The following is a 20,098-nucleotide window of genomic DNA, read 5'->3' on the forward strand; positions in this document are numbered from 1 at the left end:
GTTACTCTGGATTGTCTGTAAAGTAGAGTGAGATTTGAGTGGCAACACACATAAGGTTGAGCACGAATGGCTAACCGCTTAGGAGTAAAATGATTGTTCGCTGATCCAGTTAAAGTGCTAATTACAGGTGCCGATGGGCAAGCTGGCTATGCGATTACGCATTTAGCGAAGTCCGATCCCTTTTTTGCCGTTACGGCGCTCAGTCGTAAACAGCTCGATATCACTCAACCTGAAAAGGTGATAGAGCAATTGGATGCGTGTCTTCCTGATTATGTGATTAACTGTGCTGGATTAAACAGTGCCGACCGTGCCGAGCGCGAACCGGAGCGTGCGTATCAACTCAATGCCGAGGGCGTAAAGAATCTGGCGCAGGCCTGTGCGAGCTTGTCGATTCCGGTCATTCATTTGTCCACGGATTATGTTTTCGATGGGCATTATGCCACGGGTTACAGCGAAAAAGATGAAACAGCACCGCTTGGCGTGTATGGCTTAAGTAAGTTTCAAGGAGAAGAGTATCTGCGAACAGGCTGGCCGCAGCATATCATTTTGAGAGTCAGTTGGTTGTTCAGTGAGCGAGGCGATAACTTCATGTTGCGCTTACTTGATGAAGCGCGTCATCAGGAAGAGATTTGCGCTGTGGATGATCGACGCGGTTGTCCTACGAGTGCCTATGACTTAGCTCGAGTGGTGGTGGCGATTCTTAAGCAAATTAGCAATGGAGCGGATGCCTGGGGAACCTATCACTATTGCGGTGCTGAAGTGACCACGCGATATGGCTTCAGTGAAGCCGTTATTGCCGCCGCACGACAGTATGAAAACTTAAAAGCCACCCATCTTGTACCTGTTTCAACCAAAGATTATCCCACGGAAGCTCAACGTCCCTCTACCTCTGTTTTAAAATGCCAGAAAATTTTAAACGTTTTCGGTATTCGGCAGCGTCCGTGGCGCAGCGAATTGCAGCGGTTAGTTCGCATCTACTATGATCAAGTGGAAACATGAAATGGGCGTGACCCCATAGGGGCCCGCCTGTGTTCAGCGAAAGGGGTTAGAACAAGCCGAGCGTTGCCGAGCGCGCCAGAGCGACCTTAGCAATGTAGATTAAGGCCGTACCCGCCAAGGCCAAGCCAAGAATTTTTTCCCCTAATGAGTGGGCCTTTTTGAATGCGTAGACGGCAAAGGCAATATACAGTATGAGTCCAATGATTTTTGCCAACACCCAGCCAACGTGCAAAGGGTTCATCTGCATGGCGACCAAAAGGCCAATCGCCGATAGAATCAACAAGGTATCAACCACGTGGGGAAGAATTTTAAACAGTTTCTTCTGAAGCCCTTTTGGCCATGCCAGCAACATCACGGCACGAATCAAAAAGAGTAAAATCGTGATAGCAACCATCGTGAGATGAAGGTGTTTAAACGCCATGTACATAAGACAGGATTCTCATATTATTAATCAAGGAAAGCAGACTTTGGCATAAGCCAGACCTTCGAGCAACTGCTGGGTTCAGTTGTTGTGAAAATGGGACGTTGGAAAGAAGTATCTAGATTTCATTTTCACTTAGTACCCGTAACCTTTTCAGGGCGAAATCCAATAATGGCCATACCACCAAAGAATAGGGTTGTCGCCAAGGTCACCCAGAAGGCTTCGAGGTTTAGCTGCGAGTACATGGCGAAGCGAACTAACTCAACGGCATAGGTAAAGGGGTTCAGGCTACACACCCAGTAGAGCCATTCACTGCTTTCACGCATTCGCCACAGAGGATAGAGCGCGGACGACATAAAAAACATCGGGAAAATAACAAAGTTCATGACCCCCGCAAAGTTTTCCAACTGTCTGATTTTAGACGATAAAAACAGACCGATTGCGCCTAGTTCAAGGGCTGTGAGCAATAAAGCAGGCAGTGCATAAAGAAGCCCAATTAAGGGTAAACGTATGTCGAGCGCTAAGGTGATGCCATAAAACGCATACACCTGAATCAGTGAAATCAGAGCAATGGCAAAGAGTTTACAAAAGAGCAACCAGCTGCGAGGGAGAGGGCTCATTAACAATACTCGCATACTGCCCATCTCTCGATCATAGACCATGGACAGAGCACTTTGCATGCCGTTAAACAACAGAATCATGCAGGCCAGACCGGGAATAATGTAGGTCTCATAGGTGATGTAGGTTTGGTATGGGGGCGTAATCGACAAGCCGAGTGCCGCACGAAAGCCCGCCGCGAATACAATCAGCCAAAGTAAAGGGCGAACCAGCGAACTAAAAAAACGTGAGCGCTGGTGAATAAAACGTAAAAACTCTCGCTTTAAAACGCCCAAAAAACTGTAGGCATAGACAGAAAAATTCATATGACCGTTTCCCTCAGGCCTGTGATCTGCTCAAAGGCATCGGATAGAAGATGAGTCTGGGTGAGCGATAATAACTGAGTACCCGTGTCTGCAAACAGCAAATGACCTTTATTCAACACAAGCAGATGATCCTCGGGACGAATTTCATCCATCAAGTGAGTGGTCCAGAGCAGGGTGAGTGCATGGGTTTGGCAGAGGCCTCGTACATACTCATTGAGTTCGAGGCGTGTGCGCGTGTCCAACCCCACACTGGGTTCGTCAAGCAGTAAAACCTTAGGTCGGTGCAGGAGTGCACGGGCAATTTCGACACGACGCCGATGGCCCCCGTTCAAACTGCGCACTTTATCATTGAGGCGGTCAGACAGGCCCATACGAGCCAGCTCTTCAAGCGCTCGGTTCTTAACTTGTTGGCGTGACAGGCCATGAAGCGCACCATGGTATTCAAGATTGTGTAAGACGCTGAGATCTAAATCGAGTGTGCTTTGTTGGAAGACAACGCCAAGTGATGCCATGATTCGTCTGGGTGCTTGGCGCAGGTCGTCCTCATGAATTTTGATGGAACCTGACTGTAATGCGAGCAGGCGTGTCAGAAGTGAAATAAGTGTGGTTTTCCCCGCGCCATTAGGGCCAAGCAGTGCATTGAAGCTTCCCGCCGTGAGGGAAAACGTCAGGTCGTGAAGGACCTGACGTTTTCCATACTGGAAGTTGACAGCATTGAGTTCAATACTCATTTACGGCGCTGCCACAACGCCCCAAGGGTAACGGCCCACCTTGAGGGTTTTAATCACTTCACGCTTCTCAACATCGATGATTGACACATCGCCACTCACACCGTTGGTTGATATCACGTATTTGTCATCAGGTGTGAGTCCCACTCCCCAGACACGACGTCCAACCAAGAAATACTCAAGAACTTCATAGGTTTGTTGATCGATCATGGCCACGTGGTTAGCGGGGCCTAGCGCGACAAAGGCGTAGCGACCGTCTTGAGTTAACTGAATACCAACGGGTTGAATGCGATCCGGGTGAACGCCTTTGATTTCGAAGTTGATTTTGTGAATTTCCTCGCGGCTGTCGACATCGTAAATGGTAACAGTGCCACCAATTTCAGCGGAGGCCCAGAGACGTTGACTGTCGTGGGTAAACTCAACGTGTCGAGGACGTTGGTCAATCACCGTGTTGTCGACCAGTTCAAGTGTTTCAGTATCGATCCAATGCAGCATATTGGTGGTTTCGCTGGTGTTGACCGCCCATTTTCCATCGGGGCTAACACCCATGCCTTCCGGTTCAATGCCCACTTCAATTTGCGCGAGGACTTGGTGGGTTTCCGTATCGACAACGGAGACAATATCGTCATCCTCATTGGCAATAAATAGCAAGCGATCATTGGGATGCAGGGCAAACTGCTCGGGATCATCGCCGGAAGGAAGGTCGGTGATAAACTCAAAGGTCTTCGCATCATATATTTCAACGCGGTCTGAGTCGCTTGCACAGACATAGAGCTTTGAATAGTCGCTGTTTAAGAGAATCCCTCTGGGGCGCATGCCCACATTGAAGGTGTTCACAACTTCCCAGCTTTTTGTATCAATTACCGAAATGGTGTTGTCTCGCTCATTGGAAATAAACGCAGTCCCTGCAAACAGAGGTGTGCTAAATAATGCCCCTGCGATTAAGCCTGTTAGTAGACGTTTTTTAAACATAGTTACTCTCCACTTTATTTATTATTTTACGTGGCATTGACTTTCGGGCGCGTCAAAACCAAGGGTATCCAAGTCAGTTACCGGATGTAAAAAGCCTTCCTGAGGCGATTGTGAAACAAGTGCTCGCGGGTGGACCAATGGAATGGGCTGTTTTAACTGCCCACTCCAAGGTCTGTATTCCAAACGTCTACCCTTAAACCCTGCCAGTTGAAAATCATCCGATAAAATAAACGCTCGAACATCCTTTAATTCAGTTGTCTTGATGGCGGCGACGGCCTCGCCAACGGTACGAACGCCTGCCCATGAGGCGTAGTCCAATTCGTTCATCCAGCGATCAGCGTGTCGCTCAAAGCGGCTGTGCAATTGAGCAGCACCCCAGGCTTCAACCGCCTTGTGCCAACCTGTTGGCATTAAGCCTTGCGTACCTGCAACGGGGCGGGGCAGCCAAGTGTTGTAGAGTAGATATTCACCAAAATCACCTCGTTCGTCAGCAACAATCACGACATCGTAATCACTGGCACGTGTGAACATGGGCAGTTCTTGTTGTGCCGTGCGGCGTAGGTCCGTGTCAAAGTCCCATTCTTTTTCAGCCACTATGCGTCCACCAAAACGGTCGGCTGCACGTCGAATGGCAGCCGCATAGGCTTTATCATCTTCCGTTTGCCCTGTGACGAGCAGCCATTTATTCCAGCGCCGTGCCGCTAACCACTGCCCAAGTGCGTCGGCGAGCATCGCACGGGATGGCAGAGTATGCAGAAGTCCTGGGATGCATTCATTGACTCTTAAAGCATCGTCCTTGCTACCGGCATTAAACAATAAGGCATCGTCGCCGAAGGTTTCGTGCAGACGTCGTATTTGGTCGGCAGGTAGGTTAGCAACGAAAAACCGAACACCGTCCGCATGAAGCTGCGTGGCAAACTCATAGAGTTCGTCTGCATCATCCGTGTGTAAGGCATCTAAATGATAGGTTTGCTTTAAAAAACGTCCCGTACTGTTGTTGTCGCGTAATGCGACCTCAGCGCCTTTCAGTCCCGAGTCTTCAGGTTCGGGAAATGAATTCGACAACAGAGGGCCTTTGTCTTCCTCAAACCCCAAATAGGCAATACGCACCTCCAGCCCTTCACTGTGAGCCGGTGTTGACAAAGCGATTGCACTGGCTAGAAGGCAGGCTGTAACAGGAGCAGTTATCAGTTTTTTTATCGTTTTCATGGCTGATTCTTCTGCATTTATAAACGTGGTCTTCAGCTTAGAAGCTTGAGGGATAAATCTGAATGTTTAGAAAGTAGTAATTATTTAGTTCTTAAGTAGCATTTTTTTTGAGCAGGGCTGGGATAGTCTAAAAAGGAGCATACTTACAAAAATAAAAGAGGTGATAGACATGCTATCTAAAAAACACATTGGAGTGAAATCTATATTGGCTGCCATCGCAATATCCGTGTCGGGTATGGCTTGGTCTGCTGGTGATTTGACTCAGCGACCTGAACGATTAGAGCCAATACAACTGGGTAAGTTAACAGATACTGAGTTGTTGGATTATTTTATGGAACCGAAGGAATACACCTTTGAAACGGGGAAATCCTATCGATTGAAAATACAAGCGTCTGGATTGAAAGAGTACGCATTTCAAGCACCTAAGTTTTTTGAGTCCATCTATATCCGTAAAGTTGAAGCCGGTGGTGTTGAGATCAAAGGTGTTGGGTTAACGGAGCTAGAGTTTGAAGATAAAGCGAGGCCGAGATTTTCTTTGTGCCGATACGCCCCGGTGAATTTCCATTCTATATCAAAGGTCACGAAGAGCGTGGCATGACTGGCGTCTTTAAAGTTGAGTAAAGTTTCTATTTACATTGTTATTGAGCACTTAGTACTTAAGTATCAAAAAAAACAGTCTAATGACGAATCTTAAAATAATTTAAAAGACATCACTATCTACCCATAAAAACATTTTTAAGTTTAATAAATCTAATAATGGGTGATTAAAAATGAAAACCAAGCAAAAAGCATTCAGCCTTATCGCTGCGTCAATGATAACAATGGGTCTTTCCACTTTAGCCATTGGCCATGGCGACGTAACGCCGCAAGCCGTCGATACAAAAGGATTATCTTCACTTGGTTCTGATTGGCTGGACGAAAATCCGTACCGTCCAGGTCATGCTGAATACGATACGGCTGTGCGCATTGGTGCGTCTGCATACAATCAAAACTGTGCGCGTTGTCATGGTTTAGAAGCGATATCGGGCGGTATCGCTCCTGATCTTCGTGAAATGGAGAATGGCCTAGAAGGGGATGAGTGGTACATCTACCGTGTTCGTGAAGGTGCGGTAAGAGATGGCCGTGTCTACATGCCGCGTATGGCCGATCATATGGATCAAGAAGCGGTATGGGCCATTCGTGCTTGGTTGGAGACTGTGAGCCATGGGCATTAACCAACGCGTTTTTCTTCCTTTTCTACTCGTCCTGACCCTGCTAAGTGCAGGGCAGGCGTTTTCTCGTCCCTATGATGAACTTTTGGCCTCTGGCTTTTTACGGGTGGGGGTTTACGAAAATTTCCCTCCGTATTCATTTAAAAATGCAGACGGTGAAGCTGTCGGAATTGATGTGGATATTGCACAGCATATTGCCGACGAAATGGGTCTTGAACTTGAGCTGTTCTGGATGCTCCCCGACGAAGATCTTGCCGATGATCTGAGAAACTATCTCTGGCGTGGGCATGTGCTTGATCATGACCACAAGCATGAACGTTTGTCCGGTAAGAAAGTGGCGGATGTCATGTTGCGTGTGCCTTATGACCGTAATTTTAATTACGCGCGTGGTTACATAGGTCAGGGGGTGTATGCCTATCAAAACGATCTGATTGTGATGATGATGCCCTATCAACGTGAGACGTGGAAGTTGGCACATAATTCGGATCGCCTTGAAGCGGCCCGAACCCTCGCCGTTTTCCAATACCACCCGATTGGCGTTGAAATGGAAACCGTGCCAGCTTTCATGTTGACATCGGTTTTTAATGGTAACTTGCGCAACCAAGTGCGCCACTTCCGCTCTCCCGCTCAAGCGTTTCAAGCAATGGTTGAGGGTGAGGTGACAGCGGTCATGGCGATGAGAGGGGAGTTAGAGTGGCTGCTGGCTCAGCACGCATCCGATAGCTTAAAAATGGGAGACACCACCTTTCCAGCCATGGGAAAACAGCATTGGGATATTGGCATTGCGGTTAGAGAAGCAGACCGTCAATTGGGGTATCACATTGAGGGGATTCTAGAGCCTCTGGTAATGAGCGGTGAAATTGCCAGTATTTTTGAACGCTACGGCGTCACTTGGGAAGTGCCTGCTTTTTACGATTTCTAGCAACTGGCTCAGTCTGACAGACGGCTAGACGTCATGCGGGTACAGATGATCAATATAACAATAAAAGAAATTGCCCATGAAAAGACTACTCATACTCTACTGCGCCATCTGTTCTGGAATCTTGCCTAGCCTGGTTCTTGCTCAAGTTCACGACAGCGTGATGTGGGATTACACCCGTAAGATGTTTTTAGGGGAGGCTCTGTATCAATTTGATGATCGGATACGTGTCTCTTTACCTGAGTTTGCTGAAGATTCGATGCAAGTTCCGGTATCGGTTGATGCCAGTGCAATCGATGAGCCCATTGTAAAAATGATTACTTGGGCGGATTACAACCCTATTCAGCATATCTTCACCTACCATCCTGAGTCTGGGATGCTGCCACAAGTTTCCATTACCTTTAAGGTCCAGCAAAGCACACCCGTGCGAGCGGCTGTGTTGACGGAATCAGGGCAGTGGTTAGTGGGATCTGGTTATGTGAGTGCGGCGGGTGGAGGATGCACCTTGCCAAGCGAGTCGCGCATGAATGACGATTGGCAGTCCAGTCTTGGCCAGATTCGAGCCGGTCGATTTTCAAGACATGATCAGCCAGGTGCGGATCGCTATAAGTTTCGCATTATGCATCCGATGGACTCAGGTTTGGTTGCCAATATCCCCAGTTTTTATTTAGAGCAAGTGGAGCTGAGGGCTGAAAATGGCGATCTACAGGTGCGCTTGGAGTTGTCACCCGCCGTTTCCGAAAACCCTAGCATTAGTTTTGATCGGCTGAGTTCGGATCAGCATTATCAGCTGTGGGTCAGGGATAACGATGGCAATGAATTCCAACGAGCACTTTAAGGGGGCCGCTATGGTTTTAAAACACCTGCGTTATGCACTGATGGGCTTGCTCGTTTGTGGCAGTTGGGTACAGGCCAATCCTTTGAACTACGAATTGACACCCCAGGAAATAGCGCCAAATACCTGGGTTGTGACCGGCTTAACGGAAGACTTTACTCCGCAGAATGGCGGCGATATTGTGAATACCGCCTTTATTGTTACGGCAGAGGGTGTCGTTGTATTGGATACCGGACCGTCCAAGCGTTATGGAGAGGCGTTGCGCCGTGTCATCCGTGAGGTGACAGAGCAGCCGATTGCGCGTGTTTATAACAGTCATCACCATCCGGATCATTTTTTAGGGAATCAAGCGTTTGCGGATGTCGATATTTATGCCTTAGCCGCAACCATCGACTTAATTAAAAGTCGAGGCGAAGCCTACACCGAGAATATGTATCGCATGGTCGGGGATTGGATGCGAGGCACCGATGTTCTATTGCCCAACCGTATTCAAACACCAGGCCAAGAGAGAATAGGTGAACATTCCCTTAGGTTTATGGCGTTTTCGGGGCATAGCGGGCCGCAGTCCGATCTCGTCATACTTGATGAAACGACAGGTGTGCTGTTCGCATTTGATCTGGTGTTTTATGACCGAGCACTCACAACACCCGACACACCTGGCCTCATGCAATGGCTTGAGGATATCGATGCGTTATCTTCACTTGAATTTACCACTCTTGTGCCGGGACATGGGGAGGTTGCCACTTCAAGAGAGCCTTTGGATCAGATGCGAGCCTACCTCACGTGGCTGGATCAGGTATTAACCGATTCGGCTGCGCAAGGGCTCGTGGCAACGGAGGTGATGAGGGTGGATATTCCTGAGCGTTTTTCTTCAGTGGCTTTAGCGGCACAGGAGCTACAACGCACAGTGACACATTTGTATCCCAAGTATGAAGACCTGTTCTTTGCTGAGAATTTTTAGAAGTAGTACGACTAATGTACCGCTAATACACGACGAGCGGTCAATGGTTGATCTTGAGTAACTGGCCAAAATAAAAGCATTCCTAAGTACACCGGGAAAACAGCCCAGTCTATACCGGGAAAACAACAATAATCCGTAAAGGTGATCAACATGAAACCAAGCCATGGTAAATATTTTGCAATCAGCGCTTTGGTCGCTGCTATGTCTTTGAGCTGGCAAGCTCACGCGGTAACCAATGATGACTTATTGCAAGACCATCTGACCACAGACCGAATTGTGACCGATGGTATGGGTCTGCAAAAACAGCGTTACAGTCCGTTAACAAAATTAAATACGGATAACGTGAAAGATCTGCGTCCTGTTTGGGCGTTTTCGTTCGGTGGCGAGAAGCAACGTGGACAAGAAGCACAACCCATTATTGTGGATGGGGTAATGTATGTGTCGGCATCCTACTCGCGTGTTTTTGCAGTTGATGCGAGAACGGGTGAGGAGCTTTGGGAATACAATGCTCGTTTACCGGACGGTATCATGCCCTGCTGTGACGTGATTAACCGTGGTGTGGGTGTGTATGATAATCTAGTGATTTTCGGCACCTTGGATGCACGTCTGGTGGCGCTCGATAAAGACACAGGTCGTGTGGTGTGGCGTAAAACCGTTGGTGACTATCAAGAGGGCTATTCAATCACAGCGGCTCCACTGATCGTCAATGACAAAATCATCACAGGGGTTGCCGGTGGTGAATTTGGTGTAGTGGGTAAAGTAGAAGCCTATGATGCCAAAACAGGCAATTTGCTTTGGACGCGTCCAACGGTAGAAGGGCACATGGGGTACATCTGGAAGGATGGCCAGCAGGTTGAAAACGGCATCACCGGTGGCGAGGCTGGAAAAACCTGGCCGGGCGATCTGTGGAAAACAGGTGGCGCTGCCACTTGGTTAGGCGGAAGCTATGATCCAGACACCAATCTCTTGTTCTTTGGAACCGGTAACCCTGCTCCTTGGAACTCACATTTACGTCCTGGCGACAACCTCTACTCTTCTTCTCGCTTAGCGCTCAATCCTGATACGGGTGAAATTGTTTGGTCATTCCAAACCACACCAAATGACGGTTGGGACTACGATGGTGTGAATGAGGTGATCTCATTTGATTACGAAGAAAACGGTAAGACGGTTAAAGCGGTGGCAACGGCGGATCGTAACGGTTTCTTCTATGTATTAGAGCGTGAATCCGGTGACTTTATTCGTGGTTTCCCCTTTGTCGATAAAATCACTTGGGCGTCTGGCCTAGATGAAAATGGACGCCCTATCTTTAACGATGATAACCGTCCTGGCAATCCTGCTAAAACCGAAGGCACTCAAGGTCAAACTGTAACAACGGCTCCGTCCTTCCTCGGTGGTAAAAACTGGATGCCGATGGCCTATAGTCAAGAGACAGGTCTATTCTATGTACCGTCCAATGAGTGGGAAATGGACATCTGGAATGAAGATGTGACCTACCGTAAAGGGGCTGCTTATTTGGGGGCCGGTTTTACGATTCGTCCGATACATGAAGACTATATTGGTGTTCTGCGTGCCATCGATCCAAAAACCGGTGAAGAAGTCTGGCGTTACAACAACTATGCGCCTTTATGGGGCGGCGTTATGACGACCAAATCAAACCTGGTGTTTACGGGTAACCCTGAAGGCTACTTGATGGCGTTTGATGCGAAGACCGGTGAAATGCTCTATCGCTTCAATACTGGCTCCGGCATTGTAGGAACGCCTGTCACTTGGGAAATGGACGACGAACAATATGTATCGGTTGTGTCTGGATGGGGTGGAGCAGTTCCGTTATGGGGCGGCGAGGTGGCGCAGCGCGTCAGTAATTTTAACCAAGGCGGTTCAGTCTTCACCTTTAAGCTTCCTAAAGCCTACGAATAAGCGCTGAGCAGAGCGTTCGTTGATTAAAACACCCCCATGCGTTCTGAGCGCATGGGGGTGTTTGTTGTTAGGCTATTGAGATATAGAACGAGGGGCGGCTTGTTCGAAGGACATGAGTCTTCCCATGTCTTCGTTATACCAAGTCCAATATGCTCCCTCAAGGCTCACATAGGTGGCCTGTTCGAGCGTCTGTAAAAACTGGGTTTCCAAATCGGCTGTTTGCATGCAGAACATACGAGTGGTGGCCACAGGACCCAAGGTGACTCGATTGCCGTCTAAGGTGATTGAGCCAGCAAGCGAGTTACAGCCCGTATGCCCAGATAACTGTTGACCGCTGACTTTGATAAAGGGTTTACCCTCTTCCGGTAAGGCCTGACGTGATATGTCTGTGATCTCGCGCAGTCGCCATTCATGGTGCTCGATTTTTTCCAGAGAGGTTCCACAGGTCGTTGCAGGTGTGAAGGATGTGAGAGTGTTAAAGGCCAAGTAGTAATTTGCAGGGCCTTCTTCAGGTGTCTGCCAATTGAGGGATACGTCGGCATTGATTTGTAAATAGCTGCCAGGGGCGCTAATCGAGGATAAATAGGTGCGCTCTATATCAAGCCAAGTCTCTGTCATTTCGACGGGAAAACGCGTTCCGGTCGAGCAGTCGACGACACTCGCGGCATCCGCGTAATACACCAGCATGCCCGTTATACTCATTGCTAAGGGTTTAGGTGCCCACTCTACTGGACGTATTTCGTAGTTTAGGTTGGATTGAATAGGACGGCCTTCAGTATCGGCTTGCAGCCAACCCCCACTCTCTGTCGCAAAAAAGACTAGGTTTGAATCTTCGTGCTGAAGCAATAAGCGTGTTTCATCTATTTGCCAATGTCCAGCGCGAGTAAAGGTGGCATTGGCGCGATCTTGATAGGTTTCCGTTAAAAAATAGCGACCATCTGGGAGCAGATCAAGCTGAGTTTCAATGCCAGGGCAGCTGGCGCAGGGCAACACTCCAGAAAAAGATTGAGGCGCTATAGGTGTGGTGACTTGATCGGGCGTGGCCAGTGCTGAGGGGGCAACCGTGCTTTGGCTGCTGCAGCCAGCCAGCATCAACAAACAAGTGGATAAGGCTAGGGTACTACGTGTATGAATACGCATTGTTCACAATTCCTATTGTAGAGTCATTCTGCATTTTACTCATGGGTGTGCCAAGATGTCAGGCACTTACACCAAGACAACGTTCCGTCGATGACGAGGTGTTCAGCATTTTGATCGAGATCCTGAATGTTAGGAAACAATATTTTCAGATGATTAATTGCATGAAACAATCGAAACAATTAGATTAATACCATCGAAGTCTATGATGATCTGTTTTAGCAGATTATCCAAGAAGTCCGTTCCCAATTTCTCATCTTATTCTTAATCAACCCGTCAATTGTATGGAGTCAGTTGTATGCGAGGCTTTTGGCTAGCGTTGGCCGCCTATGTCATATGGGGATGTTTTCCACTGTATTTTAATTTGCTGAAAGAGATACCCGCGATCGAGGTGTTATCCAATCGCGTCATTTGGTCGCTGGTGGCAACGATGACGATTGTATTGGTGATGGGGCGTTTTCAGTCTTTCTGGCAGTTGTTTCAGCAACGCGCGATGATGCCTTGGTTAATCCTTAGCTCGCTTTTGATCGGTGCGAACTGGTTAATTTATATTTGGGCGGTGGGTCAAGGGCGTGTTCTTGAAGCCAGTTTAGGCTATTACATGACCCCCTTAGTCAGCTTGTTTTTGGCGCGTGTGTTGTTAAAAGAAAAACTGCACCCATTACAGGCGATTGCAGGCGGAATCGCGGCGATTGCAGTTGCTTGGGAGCTGTATAGTTTGGGCTCACTTCCTTGGATCCCCTTAACCTTGGCATTATCCTTTGGTTTTTATGGACTGGTCCGAAAACACTTTCCGGTTGATAGTCTCAATGGTCTAACCGTTGAAACGTTATGGTTGTTCCCTCTGGCCTTACTTTGGATGGGATGGCAATTTGTTCAGGTGGATGTCGACCTAGCTTTTGGTGAAGATTTAACGACGAGTTTGCTGCTGTTTGCCTCTGGGATTTTGACGGCCATTCCTTTGCTGCTGTTTGCCGCTGCAGCCAAGCGACTCGATTTATCGATTGTTGGCTTTATTATGTACATTAACCCAACCTTACAGTTTTTGATTGCCGTATTGATTCTTCAAGAAGACTACCCACGCAACGTTTGGTGACGTTTGGGTTGGTGTGGGCAGCCTTGTTGGTGTTTATGCTGGGTCTTTGGCTGGGTCGTAACCAAAGAGCTGCGGTGGTTAGCCTTGAGCGTTAGCCTTCACCGAGTTGGCCAGTCGAGGTGTTCAGGGCTGAACCACTCTGTATTGATACATGATTGACAGTTGTCAGTCAGGAACATCTTTCCTTGCGAAGGTGGGCTTCGATAGTGGTAATGAGTCGAGTTGTACTCAAAACTTAAGCAATAGGCATGTAGATACCCACGATCCGCGTCATCCCCTCCGTAGCGTTGATCGCCAAGTATCGGAGTGCCTAGGCTGGCGAGTGCGACGCGTAGCTGGTGTGTTTTGCCTGTTTCGGGCTTTAATAGGTAAAGACGTAACCCCTCCTGTAGCGCATGTGAGTAGAAGCGCGTAATCGCTGGGTTGTCTTGGCTGCGCATCAGTTTGAATTGGCCGCGTCGTGATTTGGCCATATCGCCTTGTATTTTGCCTTGTTTTTTTGTGGGCTTGCCTTTGGCAATCGCTAAGTAGAACTTTTGTATACGTCGTTCTGAAAAGCGCTTGGCTAGCTGGTGTGCCGCTTCTGACGATTTTGCAAACAGAAGTAAGCCCGAGGTCAGTGTGTCGAGCCGATGGACGGCAAATACGGGATACCCTAAATTCTGTTGCAATTGCGCCGCTAAACCTGCCTCACCCGACTGGCTGTGGAAATCGACACCTGGGTGTTTATCCACCACTAGGAAATCCGTTTCGTTCGCAACAAGGTCATACATATTGAAATCTCTTAAAGAAGTTTTGCGTTGTGTCTGAGAGCATTTTATCCTGTTGCCGGCAGAACTGCCTTAAGTGAATGGTGTTTGATAATAAGTGAGAGAAAGCGACATGAACCGCTGGGACTGTATTGATGCGTTTGTAGAAGTAGTAAAGCTCGGTAGTTTTTCAGCAGCGGCTAAACATCTGAATGTCTCGGGTTCACATGTCAGTCGTTTGGTCGCGCGCTTGGAAGAGCAACTGGGGACGCAGCTTTTGTATCGAACCACTCGGCACATACGCTTAACCGATGCTGGCCAAGTGTATTTTGAGCATTGTCGTCACATGCTGGATGGCTTTTTGGAGGCTGAAGCAGCGATTAATGATTTGCAAAGCAGTCCAAAAGGTATTTTACGCCTGACGGCTGGAACCACCTTTGGTGAGCACTTTATCGCACCCATTGTGAATGATTTTATGTTGAAGTACCCCCTGTTGGAAGTGCGTATGCACTTTACCAACCGCTGCGTTGAGTTGGTTGAAGAGGGCTATGATGTTGCTATTCGTATGGGTGTCCTGGATGACTCATCGTTGATTGCACGACGCATTCTGGATCGAAATGAACGTTTAGTGGCGTCGCCGGAGTATCTCCAGCACCATGCGGCACCTGAGTGTTTGCAGGATTTATATCAACATCAGTGTTTAGTGGGTACGAAAGATCGCTGGTTATTTTCCGTGGACGGGCAACGTCGAGAGATCCGTATCAGCGGTCGCTACCATGCGAACTCAGGATTGGCGCTCGTGGATGCGGCGTTGAAAGGAATGGGAATTTCTCAGCTTCCGGGGTATTACATTGACGAATACATCGAAACGGGGCGGCTAGTACCTGTGCTTGATGAATACCGCTTTCGGGAATCCGCGGTATGGATTATGTACCCTCATCATCGCTATCTCTCGCCTAAAGTCAGATTGTTCATTGATTTTCTGGTTGAACGTACACAAAAGCCCGATATTTTGCGCTTATTTGCTCAGGTATAAGCGCATTATTTCTCAGTAACAAAAGTCATTTGCTGACCAACCCCTAATCCCCAGCCGCTTAATCTCTATAATGGTTAGCTATTAAGAACATTCGTTAGCTTAAGAAAGTCAGGAGTTAAGATGGACATGATCAAAACAAGAGCCGCCGTTGCTTGGGGACCCGGCCAACCGTTAAGCATTGAAGAGGTGGATTTGATGCCGCCTCAAAAAGGCGAAGTGTTGGTGCGCATTGTTGCTACGGGTGTCTGTCATACGGATGCTTTCACCTTGTCAGGTGATGATCCAGAAGGTATTTTTCCTGCGATTCTTGGTCATGAAGGGGCTGGCATTGTTGAAGCCGTTGGCGAAGGTGTAACCAGCTTAGCGGTGGGTGACCACGTGATTCCGCTCTACACGGCTGAGTGTGGTGTTTGTAAATTCTGTAAATCAGGAAAAACCAACCTCTGCCAAGCGGTTCGTGCGACTCAAGGTAAGGGGCTGATGCCGGACGGCACGACGCGTTTTTATAAAGATGGTCAACCCATTTATCACTACATGGGAACGTCTACGTTTTCTGAGTACACGGTGGTTCCCGAAATTTCGCTAGCCAAAATAAACAAAGACGCTCCCTTGGAAAAAGTCTGCTTGTTGGGCTGTGGTGTCACCACTGGGATGGGCGCTGTGCACAATACCGCCAAAGTCAAAGAAGGCGATACGGTCGCGGTGTTTGGCTTAGGGGGCATCGGTTTGGCCGTTATTATTGGTGCGGTTCAAGCAAAAGCCAGTCGAATTATCGCCATTGATTTAAATGAAGATAAGTTTGAAATAGCCAAAAAACTGGGAGCAACTGATTTTATTAATCCAAGCAAGTATGACCGCCCGATACAAGAGGTCATCGTTGAGCTCACAGATGGGGGCGTGGACTTCTCATTTGAATGTATCGGCAATGTGAATGTCATGCGAGCGGCTTTAGAGTGCTGTCATAAAGGTTGGGGTGAGTCCGTCATTATAGGCGTTGCCGGAGCTGGACAGGAAATCTCGACACGTCCTTTCCAATTGGTGACAGGGCGCGTATGGCGTGGCAGTGCCTTCGGTGGTGTTAAAGGGCGCTCAGAATTACCGGGTTATGTTGATCGTTTTATGCAAGGTGAGTATGAGTTGGACACCTTCATTACCCATACACTCCCTCTTGAACAAATCAATGAGGCCTTTGATTTGATGCATGAAGGCAAATCGATACGAACCGTTATTCATTACTAACAGGGAGCTGGCATGTCGACATCCTTTGTTCTGAAGAGCTCTGTTCGGTGTTTTGGTGGACAGCAAAACCAGTATGAACACTATTCAGACACGTTGAATTGCACGATGCAGTTCAGCGTCTATTTACCGCCTCAGTCCTGCGTTGGAACGCCTGTGCCAGTTGTGTATTGGTTATCAGGGTTGACCTGCAATGATCAGAACTTTACAACGAAAGCGGGTGCTCAACGTGTGGCGGCTGAGTTGGGAATTGCTCTGGTGATACCGGACACTAGCCCTAGGGGTGATCAGGTTCCGGATGATGCCGAGGGCGCCTATGATTTTGGTTTGGGGGCCGGCTTTTATGTCAATGCAACCGAAGTGCCTTGGTCTGCGCATTATCGGATGTATGATTACATCGTTACTGAGCTGCCCGCCTTGGTTGAAAAAGAGCTGCCTGTCACTCAGGTGCGCTCGATTTCAGGACATTCCATGGGTGGGCATGGCGCCATCATGATTGCACTGCGAAATGCGGGACAGTATCAAAGTGTTTCGGCGTTTTCACCGATCGTGAATCCAAGCGATTGCCCTTGGGGACAAAAAGCCTTTTCGGGGTATTTAGGGTCAGATGTAGAGTCCTGGAAAGACTATGACAGTGTTGAGTTAATCCGTCGTGGTGCGGCTCACATTCCGTTGTTGGTTGATCAAGGCTTATCGGACACCTTTCTATCCGAGCAGTTGAAAACATCGGAATTAGAGACAGTATGCCAAGAGATGAACTTCGACGCCGCAATTCGCTATCAAGATGGCTATGACCATAGCTATTACTTTATTGCGAGCTTCATTGAAGAGCATTTACGCTTTCATGCTCAGCATTTGTTTGACTAAGTTTGGCATGTTTAGGCTAAAAGGTGTGCGTATGTGCACCTTTTTACCCTACTAGAAAGCCAGTTTTGCACCAAGGTCGCTCGTATAAAACCCCCATCATTCGCTTCAACCTCCCATTTTCTGCTCTTTTTTCATGTCATACTGCTATTTTTCACAATTGGTATGTATTATGCAGCCATTACTTTGCAGTCTATGCAACCCTTTGGCTTCCACAAGAAGCTCTTTTATTAATCTCTATACCCGATCAGCCATAAGCTGAGGTGAATAGTGAGGATTTGTTATGAGTACTACCCATCGTTGGCTCTCAATTTTTGAGGGCTGTCTGTTAGTTGCGCTTGGCGTTCATCTACTTAATGCTTCCGGCTTGTTAATCAGTGGTACCGCAGGCATGGGCATGATTTTAACACGCTTAACGGATCTGTCATTTGGACAGCTTTTCTTTCTTCTGAACCTTCCTTTTTACGTACTGGCGGCTCGGACATTGGGCTTGGCCTTTACCTTGCGGACGTTTTGCAGCATCAGCCTTTTATCCGTCATGTCTGAGCTTATGCATCGTTTTATTCACATCGAAATTGATCCCTTGATGGCAGCAATTTTAGGTGGGATGTTAGTGGGGTTCGGTTTGATTATCCTCTTCCGTCACAATGCATCGCTGGGTGGGTTAAATATTCTGGCTGTGTATCTTGAACGACGCTTTTCGATTCATGCAGGTAAGACGACACTCGTGGGTGACTGTTGTGTTTTAATCTGTGCATTGGTGTTTTTTGAACTCAGTCAGGTGGCCTATTCACTGGTTGCATTTTTATTGTTAAGTTCAGTGGTGGGGCGTTATCATCGGCCACCAGTGTGGGCGATTGTTAAACCAGTATCCTGATATGAAAAACGCCAGTGATGACTGGCGTTTTTTGTTTAGAGACAGATCCAACTTGAATCCGTTTGTGTTTCCTTAACGCTTAAAGCGAATAACAAGTTCATGGAGCTCATTGGATGTTTTTTGCAGTTGCTCGACAGAGTGATAGGCGCTGCCTGCACTGGATTGGCTGCTTTGTGCCAAGGTCGAAATATTGACCACTTGGCGATTAATATCTTCAGCAACATGGGCTTGTTCTTCAACCGCCGCCGCCATTTGTGTGGTCATGTTATCAATCACACTAATGGCTTCGGATATACCGTTTAACACCTCTGAGGTTTCAGCAACGCGCTGCATGCCTGTGTTCGCATCTTCTCGGCCAGAATCGGCCACTCGCACAGCGTCTTCAGCCGCCGTGGTGAGTTGTTTGATGATGCTATAGATTTCTTTGGTTGACTCTTGTGTACGGCTGGCCAGCGATCGTACTTCATCCGCGACCACCGCAAACCCTCGGCCTTGTTCGCCTGCACGAGCCGCCTCAATGGCGGCATTCAATGCCAAGAGGTTGGTTTGTTCTGCAATATTTTCAATGATCTGTGCGGCTTCAGAAATGAGTTTTGTTTGCTCCGCCACATCCAGAACTGACTGACTGATATTGGCGACGGTGTCGCGCAGCTCTTGTATGGCTTTTAAGGTTGTTTGCGCGACACTTCGCCCTTCATTGGCCAGTCGGTTGGCTGTTTCAGCTTCTGTGGCTGTGCTTTGTAAGTGATTTGAGACTTCGGCAATCGTCATGCTCATTTCGTTCATGGCCGTTGCAACCAGTTCTGTTTCACTGTGCTGACGATTAATTTCGGCATGGGTGTGTGACATGAGTTTTAGCCCATTTTGAGACTCTTTTGACACCAATTGCGCTGCATTTTCAATGCGGGTGAGCACCGTGTTTAAGTGGGCTTGCTGACTCTTAATGGCAACGCTCAGAGTCCCTAGGTCGGCATGATGATCGGAATAGCTTTGCACGGCGAGAGGGTGCTTAAAGGAATGGGCCGTTAATTCATTCAAGTAACGTAACATATGCTTTTGACGATAGGTGACGACAACACCATAGATAATCACGGATGTGGATAAAATAGCCTGCGTGATTTCTTTAAACCCGTAGGCAAATAATACAGCGGTGATGAGTAAGGCGAAGGCGATAAATAGGGTTTCAGGCTTAAATGGAAGCGTAAATTTGGCACCTTTGCCTGCATTGATACGTTGATACAAGGCATCGGCTCGTTCAACATCTTGTCGAGATGGGCAAGAACGAACAGACTCATAACCAACCACTTTTCCCTGTTCTGTGATTGGGGTGATGTAGGCATCGACCCAATAAAAATCACCGTTTTTACAGCGATTTTTAACCAGCCCCATCCAAGGCTTTCCTTGTTTTAAATGCTCCCACATGATTTGGTAGGCCAAGGGCGGCATGTCGGGGTGTCGCACCAAGTTATGCGGCTGCCCGATCAGCTCCTCCTTAGAGAAACCACTGATCTCAATGAATGCATCATTGCAATGCAGGATGGTGCCATTAAGATCGGTTGCCGAAATAAGCCTGACATCTTGAGGAAAGGTCTTCTCAGTTAGCGTTGTGGGGCCGTTGTTTCTCATCACTTGATCCTTCAAAAGTTTGCAGATGTAGTAAGCATAGAAGATGGAAAATTATTCTGTATCATGTGGTATTAAAAAGACCGTAAAATAATTAGGTGCAAATGATAAAAATTATGTTTATCAGATGATAATAAAGAAGTGTTTGTGTGGGTGCATTATAGAATGAATAGAGAAAATTTACTAAGGGTACTTTAGGTTTAAGATAAGTAAAGTACACAGTTGTATGCCGATACTATTGCTCTGTGAGCGCGTGTAGACGAGTACAGGTATGTTCTAGGCACGTATTTTGTCTTTCAGAGTTGACAGGTGGGTAAGCGTATTTGTCCATCGCCGTACTGAAGCACCCGCCCTCAAACATAAGAGCGGGTGCTTAAAAGAACGA

General features: G+C 47.8%; 20 protein-coding genes. 12 read left to right on the forward strand and 8 right to left on the reverse strand.

Annotation, left to right across the window (positions count from 1 at the left end; translation table 11 throughout):
- Positions 1 to 93 precede the first annotated feature (93 nt).
- The gene (rfbD, locus tag D791_RS10165) at positions 94 to 999 is read left to right on the forward strand and encodes a dTDP-4-dehydrorhamnose reductase (RefSeq protein WP_036511124.1); all 906 of its coding nucleotides are present in this window, start codon (positions 94 to 96) and stop codon (positions 997 to 999) included.
- Between the two features lie 46 nt (positions 1,000 to 1,045).
- Here rfbD and D791_RS10170 read toward each other — a convergent pair whose 3' ends face one another.
- The 5 genes from D791_RS10170 to D791_RS10190 all read right to left on the reverse strand — a co-directional run bounded on the left by D791_RS10170 (position 1,046) and on the right by D791_RS10190 (position 5,252).
- Positions 1,046 to 1,420: a SirB2 family protein gene (locus D791_RS10170; RefSeq protein WP_157682315.1), complete on the reverse strand. Its 375-nt coding sequence runs from the start codon at positions 1,418 to 1,420 to the stop codon at positions 1,046 to 1,048.
- A 131-nt stretch (positions 1,421 to 1,551) separates the two neighbouring features.
- Entirely contained in the window at positions 1,552 to 2,343 is a 792-nt protein-coding gene (locus D791_RS10175) for an ABC transporter permease (protein WP_036511128.1), read from the reverse strand.
- Positions 2,340 to 3,074 carry an ABC transporter ATP-binding protein gene (locus D791_RS10180; RefSeq protein WP_036511131.1) on the reverse strand — a complete coding sequence of 245 codons (735 nt, stop codon included), beginning with the start codon at positions 3,072 to 3,074 and terminating at the stop codon, positions 2,340 to 2,342. The genes D791_RS10175 and D791_RS10180 overlap by 4 nt, the downstream gene beginning before the upstream one ends.
- Positions 3,075 to 4,043, reverse strand: coding sequence for a YVTN family beta-propeller repeat protein (locus D791_RS10185; protein ID WP_081763826.1), 969 nt, complete (start codon positions 4,041 to 4,043; stop codon positions 3,075 to 3,077).
- Between the two features lie 21 nt (positions 4,044 to 4,064).
- Entirely contained in the window at positions 4,065 to 5,252 is a 1,188-nt protein-coding gene (locus D791_RS10190; RefSeq protein WP_051514413.1) for an ABC transporter substrate-binding protein, read from the reverse strand.
- Between the two features lie 169 nt (positions 5,253 to 5,421).
- On the opposite strand from D791_RS10190, the gene D791_RS10195 reads away from it, so the two are divergent.
- The 6 genes from D791_RS10195 (at position 5,422) to D791_RS10220 (ending at position 11,095) form a co-directional block, all read left to right on the forward strand.
- On the forward strand, positions 5,422 to 5,850 hold the full coding sequence (locus tag D791_RS10195; protein WP_237748595.1) for a cupredoxin domain-containing protein: 429 nt from the start codon (positions 5,422 to 5,424) through the stop codon (positions 5,848 to 5,850).
- A 172-nt stretch (positions 5,851 to 6,022) separates the two neighbouring features.
- On the forward strand, positions 6,023 to 6,466 hold the full coding sequence (gene pedF, locus D791_RS10200; RefSeq protein WP_036511135.1) for a cytochrome c-550 PedF: 444 nt from the start codon (positions 6,023 to 6,025) through the stop codon (positions 6,464 to 6,466).
- The gene (locus tag D791_RS10205) at positions 6,456 to 7,385 is read left to right on the forward strand and encodes a substrate-binding periplasmic protein (protein ID WP_036511138.1); all 930 of its coding nucleotides are present in this window, start codon (positions 6,456 to 6,458) and stop codon (positions 7,383 to 7,385) included. Before pedF ends, D791_RS10205 begins: the two co-directional genes overlap by 11 nt.
- Before the next feature lie 76 nt (positions 7,386 to 7,461).
- Complete coding sequence (locus D791_RS10210) at positions 7,462 to 8,220, forward strand: quinoprotein dehydrogenase-associated SoxYZ-like carrier (RefSeq protein ID WP_036511141.1); 759 nt, start codon at positions 7,462 to 7,464, stop codon at positions 8,218 to 8,220.
- A complete protein-coding gene (locus D791_RS10215; protein WP_237748596.1) occupies positions 8,192 to 9,178 on the forward strand; it encodes a quinoprotein relay system zinc metallohydrolase 1 in 987 nt (328 codons plus the stop codon). Before D791_RS10210 ends, D791_RS10215 begins: the two co-directional genes overlap by 29 nt.
- Positions 9,179 to 9,328: 150 nt before the next feature.
- Entirely contained in the window at positions 9,329 to 11,095 is a 1,767-nt protein-coding gene (locus tag D791_RS10220) for a PQQ-dependent methanol/ethanol family dehydrogenase (protein ID WP_036511144.1), read from the forward strand.
- A 72-nt stretch (positions 11,096 to 11,167) separates the two neighbouring features.
- Here the strand turns inward: D791_RS10220 and D791_RS10225 are convergent, their stop codons facing one another.
- The gene (locus D791_RS10225; RefSeq protein ID WP_036511147.1) at positions 11,168 to 12,235 is read right to left on the reverse strand and encodes an META domain-containing protein; all 1,068 of its coding nucleotides are present in this window, start codon (positions 12,233 to 12,235) and stop codon (positions 11,168 to 11,170) included.
- A 295-nt stretch (positions 12,236 to 12,530) separates the two neighbouring features.
- On the opposite strand from D791_RS10225, the gene rarD reads away from it, so the two are divergent.
- Positions 12,531 to 13,328, forward strand: coding sequence for an EamA family transporter RarD (rarD, locus tag D791_RS10230; protein WP_202806856.1), 798 nt, complete (start codon positions 12,531 to 12,533; stop codon positions 13,326 to 13,328).
- Positions 13,329 to 13,426: 98 nt separating this feature from the next.
- On the opposite strand, the gene D791_RS10235 is transcribed toward rarD, so the two are convergent.
- On the reverse strand, positions 13,427 to 14,101 hold the full coding sequence (locus tag D791_RS10235) for a TIGR01621 family pseudouridine synthase (protein ID WP_036511150.1): 675 nt from the start codon (positions 14,099 to 14,101) through the stop codon (positions 13,427 to 13,429).
- A 109-nt stretch (positions 14,102 to 14,210) separates the two neighbouring features.
- On the opposite strand from D791_RS10235, the gene D791_RS10240 reads away from it, so the two are divergent.
- The 4 genes from D791_RS10240 to D791_RS10255 all read left to right on the forward strand — a co-directional run bounded on the left by D791_RS10240 (position 14,211) and on the right by D791_RS10255 (position 18,090).
- A complete protein-coding gene (locus tag D791_RS10240; protein ID WP_051514414.1) occupies positions 14,211 to 15,113 on the forward strand; it encodes a LysR substrate-binding domain-containing protein in 903 nt (300 codons plus the stop codon).
- A 129-nt stretch (positions 15,114 to 15,242) separates the two neighbouring features.
- Entirely contained in the window at positions 15,243 to 16,352 is a 1,110-nt protein-coding gene (locus tag D791_RS10245) for an S-(hydroxymethyl)glutathione dehydrogenase/class III alcohol dehydrogenase (RefSeq protein ID WP_193364998.1), read from the forward strand.
- Positions 16,353 to 16,364: 12 nt separating this feature from the next.
- On the forward strand, positions 16,365 to 17,216 hold the full coding sequence (gene fghA, locus D791_RS10250; protein ID WP_036511156.1) for an S-formylglutathione hydrolase: 852 nt from the start codon (positions 16,365 to 16,367) through the stop codon (positions 17,214 to 17,216).
- 280 nt (positions 17,217 to 17,496) lie between these two features.
- Positions 17,497 to 18,090, forward strand: a complete 594-nt coding sequence (locus tag D791_RS10255) for a YitT family protein (protein WP_036511159.1) — start codon at positions 17,497 to 17,499, stop codon at positions 18,088 to 18,090.
- Between the two features lie 72 nt (positions 18,091 to 18,162).
- Here D791_RS10255 and D791_RS10260 read toward each other — a convergent pair whose 3' ends face one another.
- A complete protein-coding gene (locus D791_RS10260) occupies positions 18,163 to 19,716 on the reverse strand; it encodes a methyl-accepting chemotaxis protein (protein ID WP_036511161.1) in 1,554 nt (517 codons plus the stop codon).
- Positions 19,717 to 20,098: the final 382 nt, after the last annotated feature.

Origin of the sequence: Nitrincola nitratireducens, assembly GCF_000585235.1 — a bacterium.
In the GTDB taxonomy this organism is placed as follows: Bacteria; Pseudomonadota; Gammaproteobacteria; order Pseudomonadales; family Balneatricaceae; genus Nitrincola; species Nitrincola alkalisediminis.

Bases quoted from the DNA above. Each gene is read 5' to 3' on its own strand.
- D791_RS10220 (WP_036511144.1), top strand. From the start codon at position 9,329: ATGAAACCAAGCCATGGTAAATATTTTGCAATCAGCGCTTTGGTCGCT.
- D791_RS10180 (WP_036511131.1), bottom strand. From the start codon at position 3,074: ATGAGTATTGAACTCAATGCTGTCAACTTCCAGTATGGAAAACGTCAG.
- D791_RS10210 (WP_036511141.1), top strand. From the start codon at position 7,462: ATGAAAAGACTACTCATACTCTACTGCGCCATCTGTTCTGGAATCTTG.
- D791_RS10255 (WP_036511159.1), top strand. From the start codon at position 17,497: ATGAGTACTACCCATCGTTGGCTCTCAATTTTTGAGGGCTGTCTGTTA.
- D791_RS10175 (WP_036511128.1), bottom strand. From the start codon at position 2,343: ATGAATTTTTCTGTCTATGCCTACAGTTTTTTGGGCGTTTTAAAGCGA.
- D791_RS10205 (WP_036511138.1), top strand. From the start codon at position 6,456: ATGGGCATTAACCAACGCGTTTTTCTTCCTTTTCTACTCGTCCTGACC.
- D791_RS10215 (WP_237748596.1), top strand. From the start codon at position 8,192: ATGGCAATGAATTCCAACGAGCACTTTAAGGGGGCCGCTATGGTTTTA.
- D791_RS10195 (WP_237748595.1), top strand. From the start codon at position 5,422: ATGCTATCTAAAAAACACATTGGAGTGAAATCTATATTGGCTGCCATC.
- D791_RS10190 (WP_051514413.1), bottom strand. From the start codon at position 5,252: ATGAAAACGATAAAAAAACTGATAACTGCTCCTGTTACAGCCTGCCTT.
- D791_RS10225 (WP_036511147.1), bottom strand. From the start codon at position 12,235: ATGCGTATTCATACACGTAGTACCCTAGCCTTATCCACTTGTTTGTTG.
- D791_RS10185 (WP_081763826.1), bottom strand. From the start codon at position 4,043: ATGTTTAAAAAACGTCTACTAACAGGCTTAATCGCAGGGGCATTATTT.
- D791_RS10260 (WP_036511161.1), bottom strand. From the start codon at position 19,716: ATGAGAAACAACGGCCCCACAACGCTAACTGAGAAGACCTTTCCTCAA.
- rarD (WP_202806856.1), top strand. From the start codon at position 12,531: ATGCGAGGCTTTTGGCTAGCGTTGGCCGCCTATGTCATATGGGGATGT.
- D791_RS10170 (WP_157682315.1), bottom strand. From the start codon at position 1,420: ATGGCGTTTAAACACCTTCATCTCACGATGGTTGCTATCACGATTTTA.
- fghA (WP_036511156.1), top strand. From the start codon at position 16,365: ATGTCGACATCCTTTGTTCTGAAGAGCTCTGTTCGGTGTTTTGGTGGA.
- D791_RS10240 (WP_051514414.1), top strand. From the start codon at position 14,211: ATGAACCGCTGGGACTGTATTGATGCGTTTGTAGAAGTAGTAAAGCTC.
- pedF (WP_036511135.1), top strand. From the start codon at position 6,023: ATGAAAACCAAGCAAAAAGCATTCAGCCTTATCGCTGCGTCAATGATA.
- D791_RS10235 (WP_036511150.1), bottom strand. From the start codon at position 14,101: ATGTATGACCTTGTTGCGAACGAAACGGATTTCCTAGTGGTGGATAAA.